Here is a 23261-nt window from a genome sequence, read left to right on the forward strand (position 1 = left end):
GCCGCTCATCGGGTGGCTGTTCCGGCGTCGGCTCCCGCCATCTCGTCCCGGAGCTGGGCCAGCCGCCGCAGGCTGCCGAGTACCTGGCGCTGGGTCAGGCCGAAGTCGACCAGGGCGCCGATCTCGTTCACTCCGGCCTCCCGCAGGAGCTCGCACCGCTGCCGTACCGTGACCGGATCGCCCAGCAGCGCTCGCTCACCGCGGAACTTGCGGTAGGCGCGCCGCAGGATGGCGTCCACGTCCTTCGGGCTGGCCCGGTCCAGGTCGATCTGCTCCTGCGGCAGGGCGGCGGTGAGCGTGCCGAGCAGCTGGGTGTGACTGCGCAGGTAGCGCAGGAAGGGGTCGTGGCAGACCTCTTCCACCATGTCCTCCGACTCGCCCACGTAGCAGTGGACCATCAGGGTGACGCGGCCGGTGCCTGGGTCGTGTCCGGCTTCCTCACGCGCCTTGCGGTAGATGCGGATCTTGTCGGCGAGTTCGTCGACCTTCAGCTCCAGCAGGGCGGTGAGGAGATTGGCGCCCAGCGTGCCGGCCCGGCGGAAGCTCTCGTCGTTCGAGGTCGCGGTCAGCCAGGTCGGCAGTTCCGGCTGGACGGGCTTGGGGTACAGCGACACCTGGATCCGGCCGCCGGTGCCGTCGACGGCATCCGTCGCGACTCCGTCGGACCACAGTGTGCCAAGCCGGCGGACGTCGGCTTCGAAGGTGTCGCGGCGGCCGGCGAACCGGTCGGGGGCCAGTACGTAGTCGCTGGGGTGGAAGCCGGGGGCGAAGGACACGCCGATCCGGCCTCCCGAGATCCGGTCGACGATCCGCCAGTCTTCGATCAGGCGCAGGGGGTTGTGCAGGGCGGGGATGACGCTGCCCGCCCGGATGTGGATGCGCTCGGTGCTCGCTGCCAGCGCCGCGCTGAGCACCGCCGGGTTGGGGTACTGCGCCCCGAACTCGTGGAAGTGCCGCTCCGGTGTCCAGATCGCCTCGTAGCCGAGCGCGTCCGCCTCGCGGGCGGCGGCCAGGATGAGGTCGTAGTCGGATCCGAGGTCGCCCTGTGCGGAGGAGAAGAAGTACACGCTGGTGGTGAGGTTGTCGGCGGGCGTCGCCGGGCGGTGCTCTTTCGGTGCGGGTGCGGGTGCGGGTGCGGGTGCGGGTGCGGCCGTGACCGGTGCCGCAGGGGTCTGCGCGGCCGGCGGTGCGGTCGGCGCCGCCGAACCCAGCCGGTCCCGTACGACCTGGGCCAGCCCGCCGAAGGTGGACTCGTCGAAGAACGAGTCCAGGCTGATCTCCAGCCCCAGGGCATCGCGTATGCGGGCGCTGAGGCGCAGTGCGGCGAGGGAGTGCCCTCCCTGGTCGAAGAAGTCGTCCTCGGGGCTCACCGCTTCGACGCCCAGAACCTCGCACCACAGGGCGCTCAGCACCGAGTCGGTGTCCCCCGTCACCTTGCTCATGGCCGTCTCCTCCTCTTTCACGTCTTCTTTGACGTCGCTTGGTTCGTCGATCTCCATGTGCTGCGCGGTGCCTGACGCGCGCGGGGCGGGCACGGTGGCTTCCGGCTCGATCCAGCACCGCTCCCGGGTGAAGGAGTACGTCGGAAGTGACACCCTTCGGGCGCTCTCGGCCTCACCCCGCCGCAGTTCTCCGAGTCCGCGGCGCCACAGCTCCCCGATGGCTTCCAGCCCCGAGGCGAGGGACCCGCCGTGCCGCGGCCGGTCGAAACCGCCCAGAAGTGGCGTGCGGTCCCGCAGGATGTCGCTCACCAGGCCCTGAAGCGTGGAACCCGCCCCTGTCTCCCACCAGACGGCGGGTGAGAGCTCGTCCGAGGCGGCGCGGACCGCGTCGGAGAAGCGCACGGGCAGCCGGATCTGCGAGGCCCAGAACTGTGGGTCGATGGCCTGGGAGTCGTCGAGCCGGCGTCCCGTCGCGGCCGAGAACAGCGGTGTCGAAGGGGTGTTGAGGCCGATGCCCGCCATCACCTCGGCGAAGTCGGCCGCGGCGGCGGCCATGCCTGGGGAGTGGAACGCACGCGTGGTGCGCAGCGCCACGGTGGTCAGTCCGGCGGCCCGGCAGCGGTCGGTGAAGGCGGCCACGCTCTCGGGCGGGCCGGAGACGACCGTCGAGTGCGGTCCGTTGTGGGCCGCGACGACCAGACCGGCCGCCTCCTCGTGCGGTGGGTCGGCGCCGCCGGCCGCACCCTCGGCCAACAGGTGCGTCACCTGATCGGCGGACGCGATGACGGTCGTCATCGCACCCGGCGGCGCGGCCTGCATCAGCCGTGCCCGCGCGGTGACCGCGGTCATCCCGTCCGCAAGGGTGAGGACCCCGCCGGCGCAGGCCGCGGACAGCTCGCCGAGGCTGTGTCCGAGGAGTGCCCGTGGCTCAAGTCCCCGGGCGGTGAGGCTTAGTGCCGTGGCGACCTGGTCCAGGAAGAGGCAGGGCTGGGCGAGCAGGGTGCTCACGGAGCCGTCCGGCGCGTCGGGTTGTGCGGAGTCGGGCCGGGCGAGCAGCGCATCCGCCACCTGCTGCCGCAGAGCGGGGTCGACGGCTTCCAGTCCCTCGTCTGCGCAGGCCCGGTAGACCGGGTCCGCGTCGTAGCGTGTGCGTCCCATCCCCGGTCGCTGGGTGCCCTGTCCGGGGAACATCAGCACCGTGCCCGATCCGGCCGTGGCGCGGGCCCGGCCCAGTGCGGTCCGGCGCAGGAGAGCCGGTGCCCGAGCGGTGTCCGCAGTGACGAGTGCCGCACGCCAGGGGAGGACGGCCCGGCCGACGCGGAGGGTATGCGCCACATCGGCGAGGGACAGGTCGGGGTTCGCCTCCAGGTGGTCGGCCAGGCGGTTCACGGCCCTGCCCAACGCGGCTTCGTCGGCGGCCGAGAGCGTCAGGAGCTGAGGTGCGGCAGGCTGCGGGGCGACGGCGGGCTGGGCGGGTGGTTCCTCCACGATGACATGGGCGTTGGTCCCGCCGATGCCGAAGGAGCTGACCCCCGCGCGGCGTGGGGCCGGCCCCTGCGGCCAGGGCTGGGGCGTGGCGGGGAAGCGCAGGGCGGTTCCCTCCGAGGCGAGCCGTTCGGCGGGGCGGGTGAAGTTCGCGATCGGGGGCACGGTGCCGTGGTGTACGGCGAGTACGGCCTTGATCAGGCCCACCACTCCGGCCGCGGCGTCGAGATGACCGGTGTTCGACTTCACGGCGCTGACGTACAGCGGAGGGCTTTGCGCGTCCCGGGCCTGGCCGAGGAAGACCTCGCGCAGGGCCGAGACTTCCACCGGGTCGCCGAGTCGGGTGGCGGTGCCGTGGGCCTCCACCAGACCGATCGACTCGGCCGGCACCCCCGCCGCGTCGAGGGCGGCCCGGATGACCTGGGTCTGGGCAGCCGGACCGGGCGCGGTGTAGCCGACCTTGCGGGCACCGTCGTTGTTGACGGCGGATCCGAGGATGACGCCGTGGACGGTGTCCCCGTCGGCGAGCGCGTCCTCCAGCCGCTTCAGTACCACGATCCCCGCCCCGTCACCGGGAATGGTGCCCTGCGCGTGCTCGTCGAACGGCCGGCACAGGCCGTCCGGGGAGAAGATGCCGCCGGGCTCGTGGACGTAGCCGTGCTGGGAGGGCGGCGCGAGTGAGCAGCCGCCCGCGAGGGCGAGGTCGCTCTCGTGGGACAGCAGGCTCTGGACGGCCATGTGCGTGGCGACCAGGGATGTCGAGCACGCGGTCTGGACCGTGACGCTCGGCCCCTGGAGGTTGAGCTTGTACGAGATGCGGGTGGACGCGAAGTCCTTGTCGCCGGCGATGGCCACTTGCAGGGGCCCGGCGTTCTGCGCAGTCTTCGGGTCGGCGAGCACCTCCTGGAGATAGGCGTTGCCGCCGATGCCGGTGAACACGGCGGTGCGGTTCTCCTCCGGACCCGCCGGGGCATACCCGGCATCCTCCAGCGCACGCCAGGCGCACTCCAGCAGGATCCGCTGCTGCGGGTCGAGCAGGGACGCCTCCAGCGGCGAGTATCCGAACAACGTCCGGTCGAATGCCCGGACATCGTCGAGAACGGCTCGCACCGGTACATACCCCGCGGCCTCGAGGCTGCTGCGCGGTACGCCCGCGGCGCGCAGTTCTTCCTCCCCGAAGCGGGCGGCGGCGTGCTCACCGGAGAGCACCATCCGCCAGAACGCGTCCAGGTCCTCGCCGGTGCCGGGCAATCGGGCCGCCATGCCGACCACAGCGATCCGCCCGTCCACGGGGCGCCGGCGACCGGAGGGCCGGTCCGCCGGCAGCGGCTGTGTCCCCGCAGACGGGGAGGTGCCGTACGTCCCGTGCAGGAAGCGGGCGCAGGCTCGAACGGTGGTGTGGCGGAAGAGGTCATTGACGCTGATCTCGAGACCGGCCCTGCCCAGTGCCTCGTGGACCTCCAGCAGGGCGAAGCTGTGCCCGCCGACGTCGAAGAAGTTGTCGTCCAGTCCGATGTCGGACTGGACGAGCACCGCCTGCCAGGTCGCGAGGACGGTCCTGGTGAGGTCCGCCAGGTCCCGTCGCCCGGGTTTTGGCGGTGCGGCGGCGGTGGACGCCTGTCCCGGGGGTTCTTCGCGCGGGCCGGTGGACAGCAGGCCGCGCATGAGGGCGCGGTCCGCCTTCCCGTTCGGTGTCAGCGGGATGCTCTCGAGCTGGACGAAGCGGCTGGGCCGGAGGTAGGGCGGCAGTACCGACCGCAGGTGCTCGCGCAGTTCGGTCTCCGGCAGTGGCCCGTCGACCACCACGAAGGCGACCAGGGTGTCGTCGTGGGCGAGGACGGCGCAGGCCGAGGGGCGGGGTCCGGGCAGCCGCAGCACGGCCCGTTCGATCTCCGCGGGCTCAACGCGGTAGCCCCTTACCTTCACTTGGTCGTCGTTGCGTCCCAGGTACTCGAGCTCGCCGCCGGTGCGCCAGCGGGCGAGATCACCGGTGCGGTAGATCGTTCCGCTGGCGTGGAAGGGGTCGGGGGTGAAGCGTTCAGCGGTCTGTTCGCTGTCGTTCAGGTAGCCGCGGGCGACGTGCCCGCCGGCGATGCAGAGCTCGCCCGGCACATCGAGTCCGGCGGGTTCCCCGTACTCGTCGAGCACGTAGCAGCGGGCCTGCGGGAGCGGAACACCGATCGAGTTCGCCCGCACCGAGCCGAGTTCGGCGGCCGGGACCCGCCGCACGGTGACGTGGACGGTCCCCTCGGTGATCCCGTACATGTTCACCACGGTGGCGGCGAGATCGCTGTCACCGAGCAGCAGGGCCAGCCGGTCCCAGTCGAGTGCCTCGCCGCCGAGCACGATGTACCGCAGTTTGGAGTCGTTAGGGCGGGCCGCCGCGGTCAGTGCCGGGGCCAGGCGGTAGAGCGAGCCGGGTGTCTGGCTGAGGACCGTCACCCCTCGTTGGAGGACCACAGCGGCGAGCGCTGTGGGGTCGCGTACCTGGTCCTGCCCCGCGATGACGCAGGTGCCGCCGGTGGTCAGCGGGCCCCAGATCTCCCAGACGGAGAAGTCGAAGGCGAACGAGTGCGTGCACAGCCACACATCCGTGGCGTCCGTCTCCAGCCCGGCGGGCCGGTCGGCGAAGAGCTGGGAGAGGTTGGAGTGCGGCACCTCTACGCCCTTGGGCTCCCCGGTCGAGCCGGAGGTGAAGATGACATACGCGGCCTGTGCGGGGTCGCTCTCCTCCAGGGGCAGGCCGCCGACGGCGTCCGCTGCTGTGGGTGCTGCTGCTGTGGGTGCTGTGCGGTGTTCCTGCGCATCCGGCACGAGGCAGTCCAGGGCGGGCAGCCACTCCCGGACCACGGGCCGGCTCGCCCGGTCGGCCATGACCAGGCCGACCTGCGCTCTCGACGTGATCGACCGCAGGCGCTCGCTGGGGCCTGCGGGGTCGAGCGGTACGTACGTCGCACCGGCCTTCCACGCTGCCAGCATCGCGACCACGGTCCACGGGCTCCGCTGTCCGCAGACGCCCACCCGCGTGCCCGGTACCACTCCGGCGCTCCGCAGGTCTCGGCACACCCGGTCGGCGTGGGCGTCGAGTTCCGCGTAGGTCAGTGTCGTCCTCCCGTCGGTCAGCGCCGGGTGGTCGGGGTGGGCCGTGCGGGCGCGCCGGAACCGGGCGAGCACGGTCTGGGTCTCGGCCGCGGCCGGCGGCGGGTTGGCCCCGAGGGTGAGGTACTCGGCCTCCTCGGCGTCCACCATCCGCAACGGCCTCTCGGGGAACTCCACCGCGTGCCGCAGCGCCGACTCCAGATGGCGCACAAGGGTCCCGGCGCTGGACGCGACCAGGATGTCGGCGTCGTACTCGAGCCGGAGGGAGGGACTCTCACCCGAGAGGTCGACGGTCAGGGCCAGGTCCCACTTCGCCCTGTCGCTGTGCACCTCGACGTCGGTGACGGTCACTCCCGCGAGCTCTGGCAGTCCCGCGTCGAAGTTCTGCACGGCCAGCGAGCACTGCATCAGCGGCGACCGTCCGGCGGCGCCGCGCAGGCCCAGTTCCCTGACCAGCACATCCACGGGTACGTTCTGCCGGGCCATGGCCGGGAGTACGGCGCTTCGCGTGCGGCGCAGCAGGTCGGTGAAGCCCGGACGGCCGGAGACGTCCAGGCGCAGCGGGACCATGTTGACGTGGCATCCGACGAGGTCCTGCTCCTCCTCGGAGTTCCGGCCCGCGACCGGGCTGCTGATCACCACGTCGTCCTGGCGGGCGTACCGGCCCAGGACGGTCGCGTAGATCGCGGCGAAGGCCATGAAGACGGTGGCGCCCGCCCGTTGTGCGGTGGCGCGCAGCCGGGTGACCAACTCCTCGTCGAGGGGCACCAGTAAGGATCCGCCGGCCCCGCTGGGAACCGCCGGGCGCGGCAGGTCGGTCGGCAGTGCCAGAGGGCTCATCCCGGCCAGGTGACCGCGCCAGAAGTCCAGGTCGGCGGACGAGGCGTCGCCCTGCGTCCAGAGCGCGCGCTCGCGTGCCGCCCAGACGAGCGGGCTGGGTGCCTGGCCGTCGAAGAGCTGCTGGTCGCGGTCCGCCACGCGCGCGGCGTAGATGGTCTCGAGGTCGCGGAAGATCACTCCCAGCGACCAGCCGTCGCACACGATGTGGTGGGCCACCAGGGCCAGCCCGAACGCCGCCGGGCCGATCCGGGTCAGTCCCCAGCGGACCAGCGGGCCGGCCGCCAGGTCGAACGGCGGCGCGTTGAGTTGTGTGACCAGCTCGCGCACCGCCGCCGACCGCTCGGCGGCCGGATCGGCTTCGGTGACCGTCCACGAGGGCTCGCCTAAGCGGTCCCCGATCCGCTGGAGCAGCGCACCGCCTTCGAAGACAAAGGTGGCCCGCAGCGCGTCATGACGGGCCGTCACCTCCTGGACGGCCCGGTGCAGCGCCTCGACGTCGAGGTCCCCGTCGATGAGCATCGCCACGGCCACCAGGTAGGTGTCGTGCCCCTCGGCCTCGCCCGTGAAATACAGCCGCTCCTGGGCGAATGTCATCGGTCCGGTACTGGCTGACGCGGTCATCGTGTCCCCCGTGGACGGTCAAGATCGTCGCTGCCTGGAGGCTACGTGCCCCGGCCCGATACACTCTGCACTCACGTTCGATGTGACACACATCACAGGTCACTCCAGTATCAGCTGTCACCGCCTCAGACCGGCACCGGGCGGCTCAGCCCCAGGCGATCACCGGCACGAACGAGCCGCCCTTTTACAGCAGCTCCGTCCCGTCCGACCGGTCCGCCCGGTCCGCCCGGTCCGCCCGGTCCGCCCGCAGCTGGTAGCTGGTAGCTGTAGCGCCGCAGGCAGTAATCAGGGCAGTCGTACGACTCGCAGCGGGCCGAGCCACTTCACCGTGCCCGTCCGGTCGGGTTCGCAGGGCCCGGCCAGCGCCCCACTCACCCCCGGGTCCGAGTCACCACCCACGGGACAGTCCCCACACCGGCCCTGACCAGCACAACCCGATCCTCGCCACACAGGCGCAAAGAAATCCCGCACCGATCACCACATTCCGAAACGATCACCGAACCCGCGGCCCGCCACCCCTTGGTGGCAGGCCGTTCCGCTGTCATGCCGGGCGGGGGTTGAGGTGGTCGCTCTCGTCGGTGACCGGGTCGATGAGGTGCGCGCGGTAGGCCTCGATGCCGTCGGCCGCCAGCACGGCGTCGACGCACGCCGGTGAGGCGCCCAGGTAGGTAGAGGTGAAGTCGATGTCCGTGGCCACGCACCAGGCCCGGTCCTCGGGCCACCACAGATTGGGTGCCCGCCAGAAGGGATCACGGTCCAACGGCTCCTTGCAAGCGGCCGGTTGGCGCGGCTTCGGGCCTGCGGCGACGGCCACCGAGGGGTCATCGGCGGCCCATGGCCCGGGCGTGAGTGACGACCGGTGCACGGTGTCCAAGGAGCCGGACAGCAGCAGCATCCCCCGGTGCGGGATCTCGAACCGCGCTGTGTCGCCCGGTCCGATAGCCACATCGCCCCATCCCTCCCACAGCCCGAACCAGCAGTCGCCGGGCGTGCCGGTGTGCTCGCGCAGGACCCGGGCGAGCTGCCGCAACAGCGGCTCAGGAACGTTCCCCTCGTAGGGGGCCTCGTCCCACACCCCCGGCTGCTCGTGTATCCGGCGCGCGCCGACGATGTGGTCCCATTGCATCAGTGCGTGCGCTGCCCGTCCGTTGGCAGTGGCCACCTCGTACCAGGCGACGGCTGCATCGCCGTGGTACGCCGGGTGCACGATCCGCGCGTACGCACCGAAGCCGCCCGGCGCCACACCGGCCACTGTCCCGTCGAACTCCGTGAGCCGTTCTCCGAGCCACCCCGTCGCGGATCCGTCGTCCACCCTCGTGTAATCCATCGCTCCATGATGCGTGCGGGTGCGGGTCGCACGCTGCCATCCCGTTCCACGGCTCCGCGGCTCCGCGGTGAGGGCCGGTGTTTCCCCCCTCTCAGTGCACTGGTGTGAGGGCCAGGATCGCCATGTCGTCGTGGCGCCGGCCCCCGGTCCAGTCGGTGACATCGGCGACGAGTGTGTCCACCACCTCCGAGGCGGTGCGGAATTCCCGGTCGGCCAGCCTCGTGCGGGGTTCGTAGTAGGTCCCGTGCCGGTCGCGCGCCTCGGTGACGCCGTCGGTCACCAGCAGCAGGTAGTCCCCGTGGTGGAAGGGGAAGGTGTCGCAGCCGGACATGCCGGGGTCCTCCGGCATTCCCAGGCCCAGGGGAAGCCCCGGAATCGAGGGCTCCAGTGGCGTCACCTGGCCCCCGCGGATCAGATACGGCGGCGGATGACCGCGGTGGTGCAGCCGCACCCGCCCCTCGGTTTCGCTGATCTCGACCAGGACGGCGGTGGCGAACCGCTCCAGTGCGTCCGGCTGGTCGCCGACGTCCGCCGCGAACCGGGTCAGGGCCCGCTCCATGTACGCGGCGAGCTCCCGCAGCGTCGCCGCCTGCTCCGCCGCCTCGCGGAAGGCGCTGGTCGCCACGGCCATGGTGGACACGGCGGGCAGTCCCTTGCCCCGTACGTCCCCGATCAGCGCCCGCACTCCGAACGGCGAACTGCGCACCGCGTAGAAGTCCCCGCCGATGAGGGCTTCGGCGTGCGCACACTCATAGCGGGTGGCCACCGACACCGTTCCCACCCGCGCGGGCGGCGGTGGCAGGACCGCCCGCTGCGCCACCTCGGCCACGGCCCGCACCGCCGCGAAGCGCTGCCCCTGACGCTGGACCACCCACTTCAGCCAGAGCGCGACCGCGCTGATCACCGCCACGTCCAGCAGGTCCACCACGAGGGCCGTCAGCGGGCGGTTCACCAGCACGTCCACACACACCGTCAGCACACACGCGGCGGCCGCGGTGATCACCGCGCCCCGGAAGGTGAGCACCATGCAGGCGGCGAGCGGACCGGCGGACAGCAGGGGCAACCCGGCGTACGGCACCGGTCCGAAAACATCCAGCACCACACCGCCGATCAGCAGCAGCACCGGGACCATGACGAACAGCCCGGCCCAGCCGCGCCGCGCCTGCACCGGCCCGCCCGCCACACCCGGGCGCGCACCGGCTCCCCGGCCACCGGCCCTCACCTCGTCCGCCATCGGTCCTCTCCCGTTCCGTGTCCGGCCTACGGCGGTGACAGAGTGTTCTGCCGCCCATACCGCCATACCCGGCGGCAGGGGCGGAGTACGGCCCCGGGCCGTATCACCCCCCGATCGGTGGCGGGCGGAGGCGGTCGGCCTGCTCAAGCGGTATCTGGACCAGTCCATGGCCAAGGAGGGGTGTTCTTCGGCGAGGCGGACCTGAGGTGGCCGCCTGAAGGGGCCCGGTGAGGTGGGGCCGCCCGGTGGTGGTCAAAGGGGAGCCTGCTGGTACGGTCCCGCCCTGTATGGCGCGCACCCGCCCTATCAGCCGTATCCGGACGGTAGCGGGTATCGGGACCGCCGGTCTTCCCCGCAGGGCTACTCGGTGGTGCGATCGGGGTCGGACGGTTGGGGCGGGAAGTGCCGCTGCAGGGCGAGCGGCCACACTGGGGGGGGCCGCGAACTCGGGCCTGCAGCCGGTCCGGGTGAACTGACCCTGATGGCACTGGAGTCCAGGGGGTGCGCCCGGGTGCGCCAGGTATGGCTGGCGAGTTCGGTCGTCACCTCATAAGAGCGGCTGGGCGCCCCGGCCGGGGTATGCGGGCCCGGGCCTGTCGTCATGTGCCGGTACGGATGACATATGTCATTGCCGAAGTATTGCAGACGACTCGTGCGCGGTATCCGATCTCACTGGAGAATCGTGAACAACGAAAGCGCAGTCCGGATTGGGCAGGGTTCATACCTCGACTCGCACAAGCTTTTTCAGGTGAGCCGCCGCAACGTCCAAAATGGCAGGAGAGAGAGTGTTTGAACCCGAGGTAATGCTCAGCTCTGGTGGCTCGTGATTGCTTGTGCACGCCAAAAAAAATCAATTCTGTAGCTGAGGGGGAAACAACATGAAGTTGAGGCGCGTGTTGGCGGCACTGAGTGTGGTCGCGGCAGCGGGAGTGGTGCCGTTGGTCACGTCTGGTACGGCGCAGGCCAGCGGTTTTGACTGCGTGGACTACCTCAAAGCCAACGGCTACGCCGTGGGGGACATCGTCCATGAGGCTTGTGGCTACCAACCACTTCCTACAGGCCCGAGTCCTTTCTGTGTCGCCTTGCTCGTAGCTCATGGCGTCACGGGAGGTGAGGCGGACCATGCCTGCCGCCTAGTCAAGTTCTGACCCCGGGGTATTCAGCGGAATGGGGTTGCTTGACGCCCCGGTAGCAGATAGGTGCCGTTGACTTGCGCGGATGCGAGTGTCCACGTCGTATCCGCTGCAGAGAGCACGGCACCTATCTGGTGGTCGAGAGTATCGGGTGGGACCGTCGGCTGTCGGTGGTGGCTGACGGGAAGAGGCTGGTCGGGCATGCGCGGCTAGGTCTGGTGCGGGGCGGGCCCGGGCCGGGGTCATCGTGGTCGCGGCCATAGCCCCGGCCGCGCGGCAGCTGCTCATCGCCGTTCGCACTGCCGTTGATCGCGCCCCCGGATATCGGGCGCCCTTGGCGGGGCCGCCGTGGCTGAGAACCACGGGGCGTGAGCGCCGTTGGCGACAGCCCGAACTGGTTCACCATCAAGTCGGTGCGCACCCCTTCGGCGCGGCTCCGCACTTCTTCGTCTCCCACTGTCGGGGAGAGCACAGCGTGCGCAGGCTGGCTGTAGTGGGGCCGGCGGGCATGCGCGGGTGTGCTCTTAGAACCGTCGATGCCGCCCCGGGCAGAGGTGACGGGGGCCAGCGCTCTGGGCCTGTCCGGGGAGGTGATCGTGGCGATGAGTTGCTGTGTGCTGTCCAGAGGCAGTTTCCGCTGCTGTTCGTGCACCGTGGCGACGAAGTCGTAGCAGCATGCCGTCACCAGGCGCTGGGACACACGCAGGTCCTCGTCCTTGGCCGGGAGGTTCGTCGCGGCCACGGAGCCACGACAGGCTGGCCGCCATCACCACGGTCTTGTCGTAGTGGAGCTCGGTGACGGTCTCTCGGTTGGCGACGACAAGCTGTGGGGCATCAACCAAAGACGCATGGGCATCGACCACACCTGGGCAGCCCTGCTCTGCTGCACGCCGGCCTATGCCCCCTGGGCCAACCCCATAGAGGCCCACTTCGGGCCGCTGCGGCAGTTCACCCCGGCCAACTCACACCACCCCAACCACACCGTCCAGACCCGGGCCCTGCATGCCTGCCTGTGCTGGCGCAACCACAACGCCCGCCACCCCGACGTCCTCACTGCCCAGTGACGCGAACGCGCTCGCCTACGAAACGAGAAGGGCATCCGCTGGGGAGTCAGGGCGTCCGACCACGATGGCGGCCTGAGCAGCTACACCCGCTCTTGGTACACCCTGATCTCGGTCGGCTTAAGTCCGCGGATCGCTGTCCACACCGCCCGTTCGGTCAGCCCTTGGGCCCACTCTTCGAGATCTGCACCGGCATGATGGAAGAACCACGAGTGGAAGCTTCCCAGGGCCTCCAGGGCGGGTGTGAGTCCGTATCGGAGCTCGCAGGGGACCTGCACGTAGTGGTCGTGATCACCGTCGCTGTCGGAGACCTCGAACTGTCGGGTGAGGTCCAGCGTGAACGTCGCAGGACCGTCGAACGCGTCGGTCCCGTACTGGAACAAAAGCCCGTCGGCATCGGGTGTGTCCGGGACGTGGAACAGCCGGCGGCCGAAACGAAGGAAGGCAAGCCAGACGTCTTCCGGGACCAGATCGGCAAAGGCTCCAGAACCCGGTTCATCTTCCAGTAGTCCCACGGCCTCATCCACCGACGGTCTCCGCGTCACGCCCGCCCCCCTCCTCCACCGCAGCCAGGCCGAGCCTACTCAACCCGGCGCACCTTCCCGGTCAGAGCACTAGGCACCCGGCGCCCACCGCGGCGGTCTTCCCCTTTGGGGCAGCCGCGGTGGTGGCTGCCCGCGCGGCTCACCAGCACACGCGCGATGGGATGCGGCACACCGATGTCTGACACGCCGCCTGTGGCTGGCCGCGTTTGTCAACTTCCGCTGCGATGAGGGCTTTGCGCATAGGGTGAACAAGCAGGGAGTCGGAGTGATGGGGGGGGTGGCGATGCTGGTTCGGATCAGTGCTGCGGCGAGGCAGGATGATGCGCTGCTCGATCTGTACCGGTGGCTGCGTCAGGACGAGGACGTCAAGCGTGTGGCGAGGGTGAGTCCCGGCTCGGCCGAGCCGGGCAGCGGGGCCATGGGGGCCGTCGAGTACATCAATGTCGTGTGCTCGGTTCTCGGCGTGGTCATTTCCGCCTACGCCGCCTGGCGCTCCGCCCGGCCGTCCGCTCCGCCCGTGCACCTGACGGTCAACGCCACGACGGTGGTCCTTAAGGATGCCTCTGCGGAGGCGTTGCGCGCGGCCGTGGCGCGGTTGCAGGAGGGTGCGGGGGAGGCGGAGCCCGTACAGCGGCGGGCGGATGACGGGTGAGTTCAGTGGCGGGTCTTCCTGACCCGGGCGCGTCGCGTGCGGTGCTGATCGGTGTGAGCGGCTATCAGAAGATGGAGCCGTTGCCCGGGGTGGCGCGTAATCTGCGGCGGTTGAAGACGCTGCTCACCGAGCCCGATCTGTGGGGTCTGAGTCCTCGGCACTGCACGGTACTGTCCAACCCCCGTTCGATCGAGACGGTACTGGACGCTGTGCATGCCGCGGCGGCGGAGGCTGAGGACGCCCTGCTGGTCTACTTCGCCGGGCACGGTCTGGTTTCCCTCAAGGGGGATTTGTATCTGGCGCTGCCTTCCTCGCATGCGGAGCGCATCTACAGCGGTGTCTCGTACGATCTGCTGCGCTCTCAGCTGGTCGACGAGGCCAGTGCCCGCAGCCGCGTTGTCCTTCTGGATTGCTGCTACGGCGGTCGCGCGATGGACGGCTACATGGGTTCGGGGGCCAGGGCCGCGGGGGTGGCCGGATTCGCTGGGCCCGTGGCGGTCGCCGACTCGGCCGCGGTCGAGGGGACGTATGTCATGACCGCCGCCGCGGGGACCAAGCAGGCCCTCGCCCCGCCCGGCGAGAAGTACACAGCGTTCACCGGCGAGTTGCTCCGGGCTCTGGAAGAGGGAGTCCCCGGCGGGCCGGACCCGTTGAGCATGGACGCGCTTTTTAGGCATGTGCGCGGTGAGCTTGCCGCCAAGGGCCGCCCTCAGCCGCAGCAGCGGGCGCGCAACGGCGGCACCAGCATCGCCCTGGTCCGTAACCGGTGGGCGGTCGCGGAGGCGCGACGGCGGGCGGCCGAGGCGCAGCGGGCCGCCGAGGCGGCGCAGCAGGCGGCCGAGGCGGCACGGCGGGCGGCTGAGGCGGAGGCGGCACGCCGAGCGGCCGAGGCCGAGGCGGAGGCGGAGGCGGAGGCGGGGTCCGGGCGGGCCACCGCGCCGGGAACCACTCCTGGCTGGGAGAGGTGGGCGCGGTGGGGGTGGAATGCGGCGCGGTCGCTGTGGTCACGGCGGCCGGGCCGGGTCCTCCTCGCGCTGTCCCTGGTCGCGGGGTTGCTCGGCGGTGGTCTCTATCTGTATGTGCGGGACCCGCGGGAGTGTGCGGCGGAGGGCGTGGCCACGGTGGCCGGTGAATGTATCGGGGTCACCGACGGCCGGTATGCGTTCGCCAAGGGGATCGAGGAGATATCGCAATGGATCATGGACGAGAACGCCAAGGTCTTGCAAAGCGGTGCTCCCTCGGTCTCCATCGCCCTGATGACCTCGATGACCACCTCCGACTCAGCAGAAGAGCGGCGGATCCAGAACAGGCTGATGGGCGCTCTCCTGGCGCAGCGGCGCGCCAACTACGTGCCGGGGAAGGGGATGAAGATCCGCCTCCTGCTGGCCAACCCCGGTCGTGACGGCGCCTATTGGGCGAAGGTCATCCCGCGGCTGGAGGATCTGACCAAGGGCCCGTCCCCGCTGCGCGCCGTCATCGGCCTCGACGCGAACACCACGCGGGCCCGTGAGGCGAGCTCGCGCTTGGCCGCACGCGGCATTCCCGTGGTCAACGCCTCGACCGCTCCGGTCCCTGCGGGCACCGGGGACAACGCCCCCACCGGGGCCGCCCAGGTCATGCCCGACCTCGATGACCAACGGCGCGCCCTGATCGGCACGTTGAAAGACCTCGACCCGCAGGGGGCGGTCCTGGTCAGCGAGGACAATCCGAGCGACCTGTACGTGAAGAGTTTGCACTCCGGGTTCGAGCAGATCGCGGAGAAGTCACCGTTTCCTCCGCAGCTGTATACAGCTTCACAGAATCCGAAGCAGGACCGTGCGAGGGAAAAGAAGATCGCGGACATCGCCAGCGAGGTGTGTCGGCAGACGCCGGAGATCGAGACGGTTCTCTTCGCGGGGCGTGCGGAGTCACTGCGGCATTTCCTCAACTCGATGGCGGGGAGCCTGAGTTGCGCCAAGCAGGACCTGACCGTCATCAGCGGCTCGGACACGGGCCGCCTCACCACCGATCCCGCCTTGGACCGGGAGAGGCTGCGGGGCCCGGTCAAGGTCCGCGTGGAGTACGCCACCGGGTTCCACCCCGATGCCTGGCGGAGATCCTCCGCTCCGAAGACGGGCGGGTCGAGCAAGTCTTTGGATGCCCTGCTTCATGCGGCAAAGAGCGGGGGCAGGCTGTCCGCGGACGTCGGCGACACCATGGACGGCACACTCGTGGCGACGTATGACGCGGGTCTCACCGCCGTCGCCGGTATCAACCTGAGTAGGGCGGAGGGAGAGAAACTGCCCGGTCTGGCCGCCGTCGCCAGCATCTGGCCCCGGCTGAACGGCCCCGGGAGGGTGGAAGGCGCCAGCGGCTGGATCTGCCTGGACCGGTCCGGCAGCCCCTACGACAAGGCAGTTCCCCTGGTCCAGCTCGATTTCACCAGCAAGCGCCCCGCACTGGTCGCCGTGGCCTGGCCGGAGGGGAAGCCGCCCTCGAAGAGCTGCGCCGTGCCTCGCGCCTGACGGACGGAGGCGGTGCCCTGCTTCCGCGTGGGCGTCGCGGGCGTGCGTGGTACCGCTTCGGGTGCGGGTGCCGGCGGGAGAGGCGCCGGGGCCGGGGCGGGCCTGGTCCTGGCCGTGTCCGGCGTCGCGGGGCGCCGTGGCCAACCGACGAAAGGTGCTGGCCTGGGGCTTCGCCGACGCTCGGGTGTGCGGATCCCGATGCTTACCCGGCCCCTTTGCCCGCCGGAAGTGGCTCGCGGCCGGCGGTGGCCACGAATGCCGCGGCGCGGCGCGAGGGCGCGCCTTGGGAACGCTGCGGTCAGTGCGGCTGCGGCCGAGGCGCCCAGTACCGGTGGCTCCGGCCGGAGGCCCGGGGAGAGCCGGGTGCCCATGAAGGTGAGTCGGTCCATGACACGACCACCATCATTCAGGATATCTTGAATTCAGGTTTGGCTGTACTGTGGTGGGATGCTGACCGCTGCCTCCGACATCGAGGTGCTGGCCCGTTTCGGCCGCGCGCTCGCCGACCCGATCCGCTGCCGGATCCTCCTCGCCCTGCGCCGGGCACCGGGCTACCCCGCCGACCTCGCCGACGCGCTCGGCGTCTCCCGCACCCGGCTCTCCAACCACCTGGCGTGCCTGCGCGGCTGCGGGCTGGTCGTCACCGTTCCCGACGGGCGACGCATCCGCTACGAGCTCGCCGACGGGCGCCTGGGCCACGCCCTGGATGGCCTGCTCGCCTCGGTGGTGGCGGCCGAGCCGGACAGGGCCTGCCCGGAGGCCGCGGAGAAGGGCTGCTGCTGAGGTGACCGCGGTATCCCCCGGGCCGTCGCCGGCCCGCCGTGATGTCCTCGCCCGCCGGATACGGCTGCTGGTCGCCGCGACGATCGCCTACAACGTCATCGAAGCCCTCGTCGCGATCACCGCGGGCACGACGGCCTCCTCCACCGCCCTGGTCGGCTTCGGCCTCGACTCCGTCATCGAGGTCTCCTCCGCCGCCGCCCTCGCCTGGCAGTTCTCCGCCCGCGACCACGCGGTCCGGCAGGCCCGGGAGAAGACCGTGCTGCGGATCATCGCCGTCTCCTTCTTCGCCCTTGCCGCCTACGTGAGCACCGACGCCATCCGCGCGCTGGCCGGCACCGGCGAGGCCGACCACTCCCCTGCCGGCATCGTCATCGCCGCGCTGTCGCTCGCGGTCATGCCCTGGCTGTCCGCCGCCCAGCGCCGGGCCGGCCGCGAACTCAACTCCGCCTCCGCCGTGGCGGACTCCCAGCAGACACTGCTGTGCACCTACCTCTCCGCCGTGCTCCTGGCGGGCCTGGTCCTCAACGCGACCCTCGGCTGGTCGTGGGCCGACCCCGTCGCCGCCCTCGGCATCGCCGCCATCGCCGTCAGGGAAGGCCGCGACGCCTGGCAGGGCACGGGCTGCTGCGCCCCCGCCGCCCACCCGGCGCCCGGCACCGCGGCGCGCGCCCCGGCCGGTACCACAGCCGAGGGCACGGCCGAGGACGCCCGCGGCCGCCGTCCCGACTGCTCCTGCTGTTCATGAACACCGCGGCGCCCCTCCCGCCCCGGCGCGGCGCGGGTGATGGTGGCCGGGCGGTGGAACGGGCGACGAGCGCGGCAGGCTCCGCAGGAGGGAGACGCGATCAGGTGTCGGGGCCGAACAGGTCGGTGAGCAGGCTCGCCCCCTCGGCTGGTGCGCGGATCTCCATGTGCAGGTGGGGGCCGTCGAGATGGAGGCGGAAGCCGAAGAACGGGCAGCACCGTTGTTCGGCCGCGGCCAGCTCCGCCACGCGCGCGGTCCGTTCGGCGGGCAGCGTCAGCCGCAGTCCTTCGGGCAGCTCGGTCCGCACGGCGCCGCCGACCGCCTCGCGCCAGCCGGCGGTCCGCTCGCGCGCCTCCTCACCGGTCAGGGAGCAGGCCACCGGCGCCGCCCGCCACGCCTTGGCGCCGTGAGTGTCGGCGGTCTGCCGGCTCGGTGCGGGCCGGGCGGCGGGCCGAGGTGTGGCGGGGGCGGCCGGAGCCGGCGGAGGGCGGAATCCGCACTCCGGGTCGCAGGGGCGCACCCGGTCGGGCAGCGTGTCCAGGTGCGCAAGGGCCGTGCGCAGGGACGCGGTGAACGCGGCCAGCCCGGCGGCGCGGGTGCCGGCCTCGGTCAGGCGGGCGGCGATCCGCGGCCGAAGGGCGGCCTTCACCTCCCGGCACGCGCCGTCCTCCCATACGGCGAGCAGCTCGCGGATCTCCTCCAGCGGCAGCCCCAGGTGTTTGGCCGCGCCGATGAACGCCAGCCGTTCGATCGCGTCCTGCCCGTACAGCCGGTAGCCGGCCGGGGTCCGGGCGGCGGGCAGGAGCCCGGCGCCGTCGTAGAAGCGCAGCGTGGTCGCCGGGACGCCGGAGCGTTCGGCGAGCTGGGAGATCCGCATCGTGCTCACAGTCTTCGACGGTAGACCTTCGCCCCTGGTCGAAGGTCAAGCCCGGCGCGCGAGCGTACTGTGCTGGCATGGATGAAACCCGCAAGCCCCGTGCCGTTGTCGCGCTGCGGGAGGTCGCTGTCCACCGCCGCACCACCGGGCAGGAGATCGTCCTGGACGGGATCAACTGGAGGGTTGGGCCTGGCGAGCACTGGGCACTGCTGGGGGCCAACGGGGCCGGGAAGACCACCCTGCTCCGGCTCATCGGGGCGGTCATGTATCCCACCACGGGCACGGTCGAGGTTCTTGGTGACCGGCTCGGTCGTATCGACATGCGGGAGCTGCGTGCGCGGGTCGGGCTGGTCTCCGCCGCCCAGAAGGTGCCGCTGGATGCCACCGCGCACACCGTCGTCCTGACCGGGGCGACCGGCACGGTGGCGCCGCTGTGGGGTAAGTACGACACCGCGACCCGTGAGCGTGCCCATGTCCTGCTCGCCGAGCTGGGGTGCAAGGAGCTGGCCGAGCGCCGTTTTAGTGACTGCTCGGGCGGCCAGCGTGCCCGGATCCTCATCTGCCGTGCGCTGATGGCCGATCCGTCGCTGCTGCTGCTCGACGAACCGTTCAACGCCCTCGATCTCCCCTCCCGGGAGGACCTGGTGGACTCGCTGTGCCAGCTGGCGGCCGACCGGGCCCATCTCGCCACCGTCACGGTCACCCACCACCTGGAGGAACTTCCGCCCAGCACCAGCCACGCCTACCTGCTCAGGGAAGGCCGCGAGCTGGCGTCCGGCCCGGCCGACAGCGTGCTCACCGCGCAGAACATGACTCTCTGCTTCGGACGTCCGGTTCATGTCGCCCGCCACGACGGCCGGTGGTACGCGCGCTCGGGCCGCTAGCGGCGTGTGGGGCACGCTGGGGTGCCTCTCGGTCCGGGCCCGCCTGTGTGCGGTGGCCGCGGGGTCGGTACTGGCCTTTGACAACACATGGCGGTGATCTCAACTGGGAGTACGTCGCGTCGCGGTGGCCGACGGTGCGCGGACCGGTTCGGCATGTTCCTCACTCGGTCTCGGTGTTCTCTTGACCGGTGCGTTCATCGCCATGATGGATACGTTCATCGTCAATGTCGCGGCGCCGAGTATTCAGGCGGATCTGCGTGCGGGGACCGCGGACACCGAGTTGGTGATCGCCGGTTACACGCTGACCTACGCGGTCGGGCTGATCGCTGGCGGGCGGCTGGGGGATGTCTACGGCCGGCGGCGGATGTTCGCCGTGGGGCTGGCCGGGTTCACCCTGGCCTCGCTGGCGTGTGGCCTGGCCGCCAGTGCCGGGGAGCTGATCGCGGCCCGGCTGGTGCAGGGCGCTGCCGCCGCCTTGCTCTCTCCGCAGGTGCTGGCGATCATCCGGACCTCGTTCGTGGACCGGCGGCAGCGGGCCCGGGCGTTCGGACTGATGGGCGCGGTACAGGCGCTGGCGAGTGTGTTCGGGCAGATCCTGGGCGGTGCCGTGACACAGGCCGATGTGCTGGGACTGGGCTGGCGTCCGGTGTTCTTGATCAATGTGCCGATCGGTCTGGCCGCGCTGCTGCTCGTGCGGCGCGCGGTGCCCGAATCCCGGGCCGCTGTCGCCGAGGAGACCGACTGGGGCGGGATGCTGTTCGGTGGGGTGGCGCTGGTGGTGCTGCTGGTTCCGCTGATCGAGGGGCAGCAGCTGGGGTGGCCGGGGTGGCTTGTGGGGATGCTGCCCGTCGCGGTGGTGGTGCTCGCGGTGTTCCTGGCCGTCCAGGTCCGCAGGGCACGACGCGGTGCGGCGGCCCTGCTGCATGCCGAACTGCTGGCCAGCGGTGCCTTCACGGGCGGGGCCGTGGTGGTGCTGCTGTTCTCCGCCACCATGACGCCGCTGTATCTGGGCTATACGATCCTGCTCCAGGAGGGCTTCGGTGACTCGCCTTTGCGTGCCGGACTCGCGTTCGCCCCGCTGGCGATGGCGGTCGCGGTGAGTTCGTTTGCCGCGGGCCGGTTCATCCGCCGCGTTGGGAGGCGTGTGGTCCTCGCCGCAGGGGCTGTTTTGCACGGCGTCGGCGGCGGTGTGGCGCTGGGGGTGTCTCTGGCCGCGCCGGGCGCTTTACCCAACGGTCTGCTGCCGTGCATGGTGGTCCTCGGCGTGGCGCAGGGACTCTTCGTCACACCCAGCTTGAACGCCGTGCTCGATGGCGTGGGAGAGGCCCACATCGGGGGCGCCTCGGGGATTCTGACCGCGATGCAGCGGCTGGGCAACGCCGTGGGCACGGCGGTGCTGATGCTGCCGTTCCTGGCGGCCTACGAGCGGGCGCGAGCCGGCGGCGCGGCGCCGGCCAAGGGGTATACCGAGGCGTTCGCCGCTTTGTGCGGCGCTGTCACGCTGGTGTCACTGCTCACCGCGGCGCTGCTGTGCCGCGTGCCCTTCGGCCGGGCCGGGGCGGGGTGGGCGGGGGCTTCGTCCGGGGACCGCTAAGCGGCGTTGGGCGGCCGGTGGCGGCCGTTGCGATGTTGAACCTAGGGGGGTACAGGGCGGGCGCCGGTCTGCGGGGTCCGCGTTCGCGGTCCGCAGGCCGACGCCCGGGAGCGTGCGGTAAGACGGCCCCCTAGCCAGGACGCCCCCTTTAAGCCAGGGCAGCCTTGGCCAGAACGCCCCCTTAAGCCACAGTGCCCCTTAAGCCAGGGCGGCCCCTTGGCCAGGCGGTCCCGGTCCGGCTGGCTCAGCCGGGGAAGGGCGCGGCTGGCTCAGCCGGGGAAGACCATCTCCTCCCGTCCCAGGCCGGCGAAGACGCCCGAGACGCGGCGGGCGATGTCCGCCGCGGTCAGGCCGACACGGGCCAGTACCCGGCCGCGCTCGGCGTGGTCGAGGAACTCAACGGGGATGCCGAAGTCCCGCAGGGGCACGTCGACTTCGGCGTCCCGCAGGGACTGGGCGATGGCGGCTCCGACACCTCCGGCCCGTACCCCGTCCTCGACGCTCACCACGAGCCGGTGCCGGCGGGCGATGGCGGGGAGGGCTTCGTTGACCGGTTTGACCCACCGCGGGTCCAGCACGGTGGTGCTGATGCCCTGTTCGGCGAGCCGGTCGGCGATCTCCAGGCACATGGGGGCCAGCGCGCCAACGGAGACGATGAGCACATCGGCCTCATCCTGCGCCTCCTCCGAGCCCCGGAGCACGTCCATGCCCGCCACGGTGGCGACGGCGGCCACTTCGGGGCCGACGGTGCCCTTGGAGTAGCGCACCACCGTGGGCCCGTCGTCCACCGCGACGGCCTCGCGCATCTGGCTGCGCAGCTGATCGGCGTCACGCGGTGCGGCGATCCGCAGCCCCGGCACCACCTGCAGGAGGGCCATGTCCCACATGCCGTTGTGGGAGGCGCCGTCGTCACCGGTGATGCCCGCACGGTCCAGTATGAAGGTGACCGGGCAGCGGTGCAGGGCCACGTCCATCAGCAGCTGGTCGAAGCACCGGTTCATGAAGGTCGCGTAGACCGAGACCACCGGGTGCAGTCCGGCCGTGGCCAGTCCGGCCGCGGAGGCCGCCGCGTGCTGTTCGGCGATGCCGACGTCGAAGAACCGGTCGGGGAACCGCTCGGCGAACGGTGCCAGCCCGGTGGAGCGCCGCATCGCGGCGGTGATGGCCACGATGTCCTTACGCTCGGTGCCCAGCCGCACCATTTCCTCACCGAAGACCGACGTCCAGTCCTTGCCCGCGACCGAGACGGGCTTACCGGTGTCGGGGTCGATCACCTTCACCTGGTGGAAGCGCTCATCGGATTCCTCGGCGAAGCTGTAGCCGCGTCCCTTCTCGGTGATGCAGTGGACGATCACCGGGCCGCCGAAGCCCTGGGCGCGGCGCAGGGCCATCTCCATGGCGGCCACGTCGTGGCCGTCGATGGGGCCCACGTACTTCAGGCCCAGGTCCTCGAACATGCCCTGGGGGGCGATGAAGTCCTTCAGGCCCTTCTTCGCCCCGTGGAGTGCGTCGTAGACCGAGCGGCCGACGAAGGGGGTGCGGTCCAGTGCGTTCTTGGTGCGCTCGAGGAACTGCTCATAGCCGTCCGTCGTGCGGAGGGCAGCCAGATGGGTGGCGAGTCCGCCGATGGTGGGGTTGTAGGAGTGGCCGTTGTCGTTGACGACGATGACCAGGGGGAGTTTCTTGTCGGCGGCGACGTTGTTCAGCGCTTCCCAGGTCATGCCTCCGGTCAGCGCGCCGTCGCCGACGACAGCGACGACGCAGCGGTCACGCCGGCCGGCCAGCCGGTCGGCTTTGGCCATGCCGTCGGCCCAGCTGAGGGCTACGGAGGCGTGCTGGTTCTCGACGATGTCATGTGGCGATTCGGCGCGGCTGGGGTATCCCGAGAGGCCGCCTTCTTTGCGGAGCCCGGAGAAGTCCTGGCGGCCGGTCAGCAGCTTGTGCACATAGGCCTGGTGGCCGACGTCGAAGACGATGCGGTCTTTGGGGGAGTCGAAGACCCGGTGCAGTGCGATGGTCAGCTCCACCACGCCCAGGTTCGGCCCCAGGTGTCCTCCGGTGCGGGCGACGGCGTTGATGAGGAATTCACGGATTTCCGCGGCCAGTTGGTCCAGTTCACCGGCGTCGAGCTGCTTCAGGTTCTGCGGCCCGCGGATTGATTCCAGAATGCCCATGCGTCATTCTCCTTCGGCCCTGATAGGGAGGGTTTTCGCTTCGGTGCATGCACAGGACCCACAGCACGCGAGGGCTATCGGATCCGTTGGGTGGTTCACCTTGTCATGGGCGAATGGGCGATGGCTCATCTGTGTGCCGGACGCGGCGGTGGCGGGGCCCGGCCGGCGCAGTGGCGCGGTGCCGCCGAGGAGTGTGGTGGCGGGTTCTGGTGCCGGACCGCCGGCTGCGGGAACCCGGCCGCGGCCTGGTATGCCCGGTCC

At 71.0% G+C, this 23261-nt stretch carries 12 protein-coding genes and 1 pseudogene; 7 read left to right on the forward strand and 6 right to left on the reverse strand.

Going from position 1 to position 23261, the window contains the following annotated elements:
• Nucleotides 1–5: 5 nt before the first annotated feature.
• The 3 genes from VT50_RS02700 to VT50_RS02715 all read right to left on the reverse strand — a co-directional run bounded on the left by VT50_RS02700 (nucleotide 6) and on the right by VT50_RS02715 (nucleotide 10048).
• Nucleotides 6–7460, reverse strand: a complete 7455-nt coding sequence (locus VT50_RS02700) for a hybrid non-ribosomal peptide synthetase/type I polyketide synthase (RefSeq protein ID WP_046087921.1) — start codon at nucleotides 7458–7460, stop codon at nucleotides 6–8.
• A 568-nt stretch (nucleotides 7461–8028) separates the two neighbouring features.
• Complete coding sequence (locus tag VT50_RS02710; protein ID WP_046087920.1) at nucleotides 8029–8814, reverse strand: hypothetical protein; 786 nt, start codon at nucleotides 8812–8814, stop codon at nucleotides 8029–8031.
• A 91-nt stretch (nucleotides 8815–8905) separates the two neighbouring features.
• The gene (locus VT50_RS02715) at nucleotides 8906–10048 is read right to left on the reverse strand and encodes a PP2C family protein-serine/threonine phosphatase (RefSeq protein WP_240529019.1); all 1143 of its coding nucleotides are present in this window, start codon (nucleotides 10046–10048) and stop codon (nucleotides 8906–8908) included.
• Between the two features lie 1939 nt (nucleotides 10049–11987).
• Here VT50_RS02715 and VT50_RS02720 point away from each other — a divergent pair.
• A pseudogene (locus tag VT50_RS02720) lies at nucleotides 11988–12242 on the forward strand (IS630 family transposase); the annotation flags it as partial.
• 83 nt (nucleotides 12243–12325) lie between these two features.
• Here the strand turns inward: VT50_RS02720 and VT50_RS40170 are convergent.
• Nucleotides 12326–12769 carry a hypothetical protein gene (locus VT50_RS40170; RefSeq protein ID WP_240529020.1) on the reverse strand — a complete coding sequence of 148 codons (444 nt, stop codon included), beginning with the start codon at nucleotides 12767–12769 and terminating at the stop codon, nucleotides 12326–12328.
• Between the two features lie 301 nt (nucleotides 12770–13070).
• On the opposite strand from VT50_RS40170, the gene VT50_RS02730 reads away from it, so the two are divergent.
• From VT50_RS02730 to VT50_RS02745, 4 genes are all read left to right on the forward strand, one after another.
• A complete protein-coding gene (locus VT50_RS02730; protein ID WP_046087938.1) occupies nucleotides 13071–13439 on the forward strand; it encodes an effector-associated constant component EACC1 in 369 nt (122 codons plus the stop codon).
• 5 nt (nucleotides 13440–13444) lie between these two features.
• A complete protein-coding gene (locus VT50_RS02735; protein ID WP_143645172.1) occupies nucleotides 13445–15943 on the forward strand; it encodes a caspase family protein in 2499 nt (832 codons plus the stop codon).
• 447 nt (nucleotides 15944–16390) lie between these two features.
• Nucleotides 16391–16726, forward strand: a complete 336-nt coding sequence (locus VT50_RS02740) for an ArsR/SmtB family transcription factor (protein ID WP_046087919.1) — start codon at nucleotides 16391–16393, stop codon at nucleotides 16724–16726.
• Nucleotide 16727: 1 nt separating this feature from the next.
• Nucleotides 16728–17471 carry a cation efflux transmembrane domain-containing protein gene (locus VT50_RS02745; protein ID WP_046087918.1) on the forward strand — a complete coding sequence of 248 codons (744 nt, stop codon included), beginning with the start codon at nucleotides 16728–16730 and terminating at the stop codon, nucleotides 17469–17471.
• A 100-nt stretch (nucleotides 17472–17571) separates the two neighbouring features.
• On the opposite strand, the gene VT50_RS40910 is transcribed toward VT50_RS02745, so the two are convergent.
• The gene (locus VT50_RS40910) at nucleotides 17572–18357 is read right to left on the reverse strand and encodes a MerR family transcriptional regulator (RefSeq protein WP_107424716.1); all 786 of its coding nucleotides are present in this window, start codon (nucleotides 18355–18357) and stop codon (nucleotides 17572–17574) included.
• A 68-nt stretch (nucleotides 18358–18425) separates the two neighbouring features.
• On the opposite strand from VT50_RS40910, the gene VT50_RS02755 reads away from it, so the two are divergent.
• Nucleotides 18426–19232, forward strand: a complete 807-nt coding sequence (locus VT50_RS02755) for an ABC transporter ATP-binding protein (protein ID WP_046087916.1) — start codon at nucleotides 18426–18428, stop codon at nucleotides 19230–19232.
• Between the two features lie 124 nt (nucleotides 19233–19356).
• Nucleotides 19357–20826, forward strand: coding sequence for an MFS transporter (locus VT50_RS02760; protein ID WP_046087915.1), 1470 nt, complete (start codon nucleotides 19357–19359; stop codon nucleotides 20824–20826).
• 269 nt (nucleotides 20827–21095) lie between these two features.
• Here VT50_RS02760 and dxs read toward each other — a convergent pair whose 3' ends face one another.
• Entirely contained in the window at nucleotides 21096–23000 is a 1905-nt protein-coding gene (gene dxs / locus VT50_RS02765; protein WP_046087914.1) for a 1-deoxy-D-xylulose-5-phosphate synthase, read from the reverse strand.
• Between the last annotated feature and the right edge of the window lie 261 nt (nucleotides 23001–23261).

The sequence above is a fragment of the Streptomyces antioxidans genome, from assembly GCF_000968685.2.
In the GTDB taxonomy this organism is placed as follows: domain Bacteria; phylum Actinomycetota; class Actinomycetes; order Streptomycetales; family Streptomycetaceae; genus Streptomyces; species Streptomyces antioxidans.

What these genes read in the sequence shown, in the direction of transcription:
- VT50_RS02730 (WP_046087938.1), top strand. Translation starts at nt 13,071, where the DNA reads ATGCTGGTTCGGATCAGTGCTGCGGCGAGGCAGGATGATGCGCTGCTC.
- VT50_RS02700 (WP_046087921.1), bottom strand. Translation starts at nt 7,460, where the DNA reads ATGACATTCGCCCAGGAGCGGCTGTATTTCACGGGCGAGGCCGAGGGG.
- VT50_RS02755 (WP_046087916.1), top strand. Translation starts at nt 18,426, where the DNA reads ATGGATGAAACCCGCAAGCCCCGTGCCGTTGTCGCGCTGCGGGAGGTC.
- dxs (WP_046087914.1), bottom strand. Translation starts at nt 23,000, where the DNA reads ATGGGCATTCTGGAATCAATCCGCGGGCCGCAGAACCTGAAGCAGCTC.
- VT50_RS02710 (WP_046087920.1), bottom strand. Translation starts at nt 8,814, where the DNA reads ATGGATTACACGAGGGTGGACGACGGATCCGCGACGGGGTGGCTCGGA.
- VT50_RS02740 (WP_046087919.1), top strand. Translation starts at nt 16,391, where the DNA reads ATGCTGACCGCTGCCTCCGACATCGAGGTGCTGGCCCGTTTCGGCCGC.
- VT50_RS02715 (WP_240529019.1), bottom strand. Translation starts at nt 10,048, where the DNA reads ATGGCGGACGAGGTGAGGGCCGGTGGCCGGGGAGCCGGTGCGCGCCCG.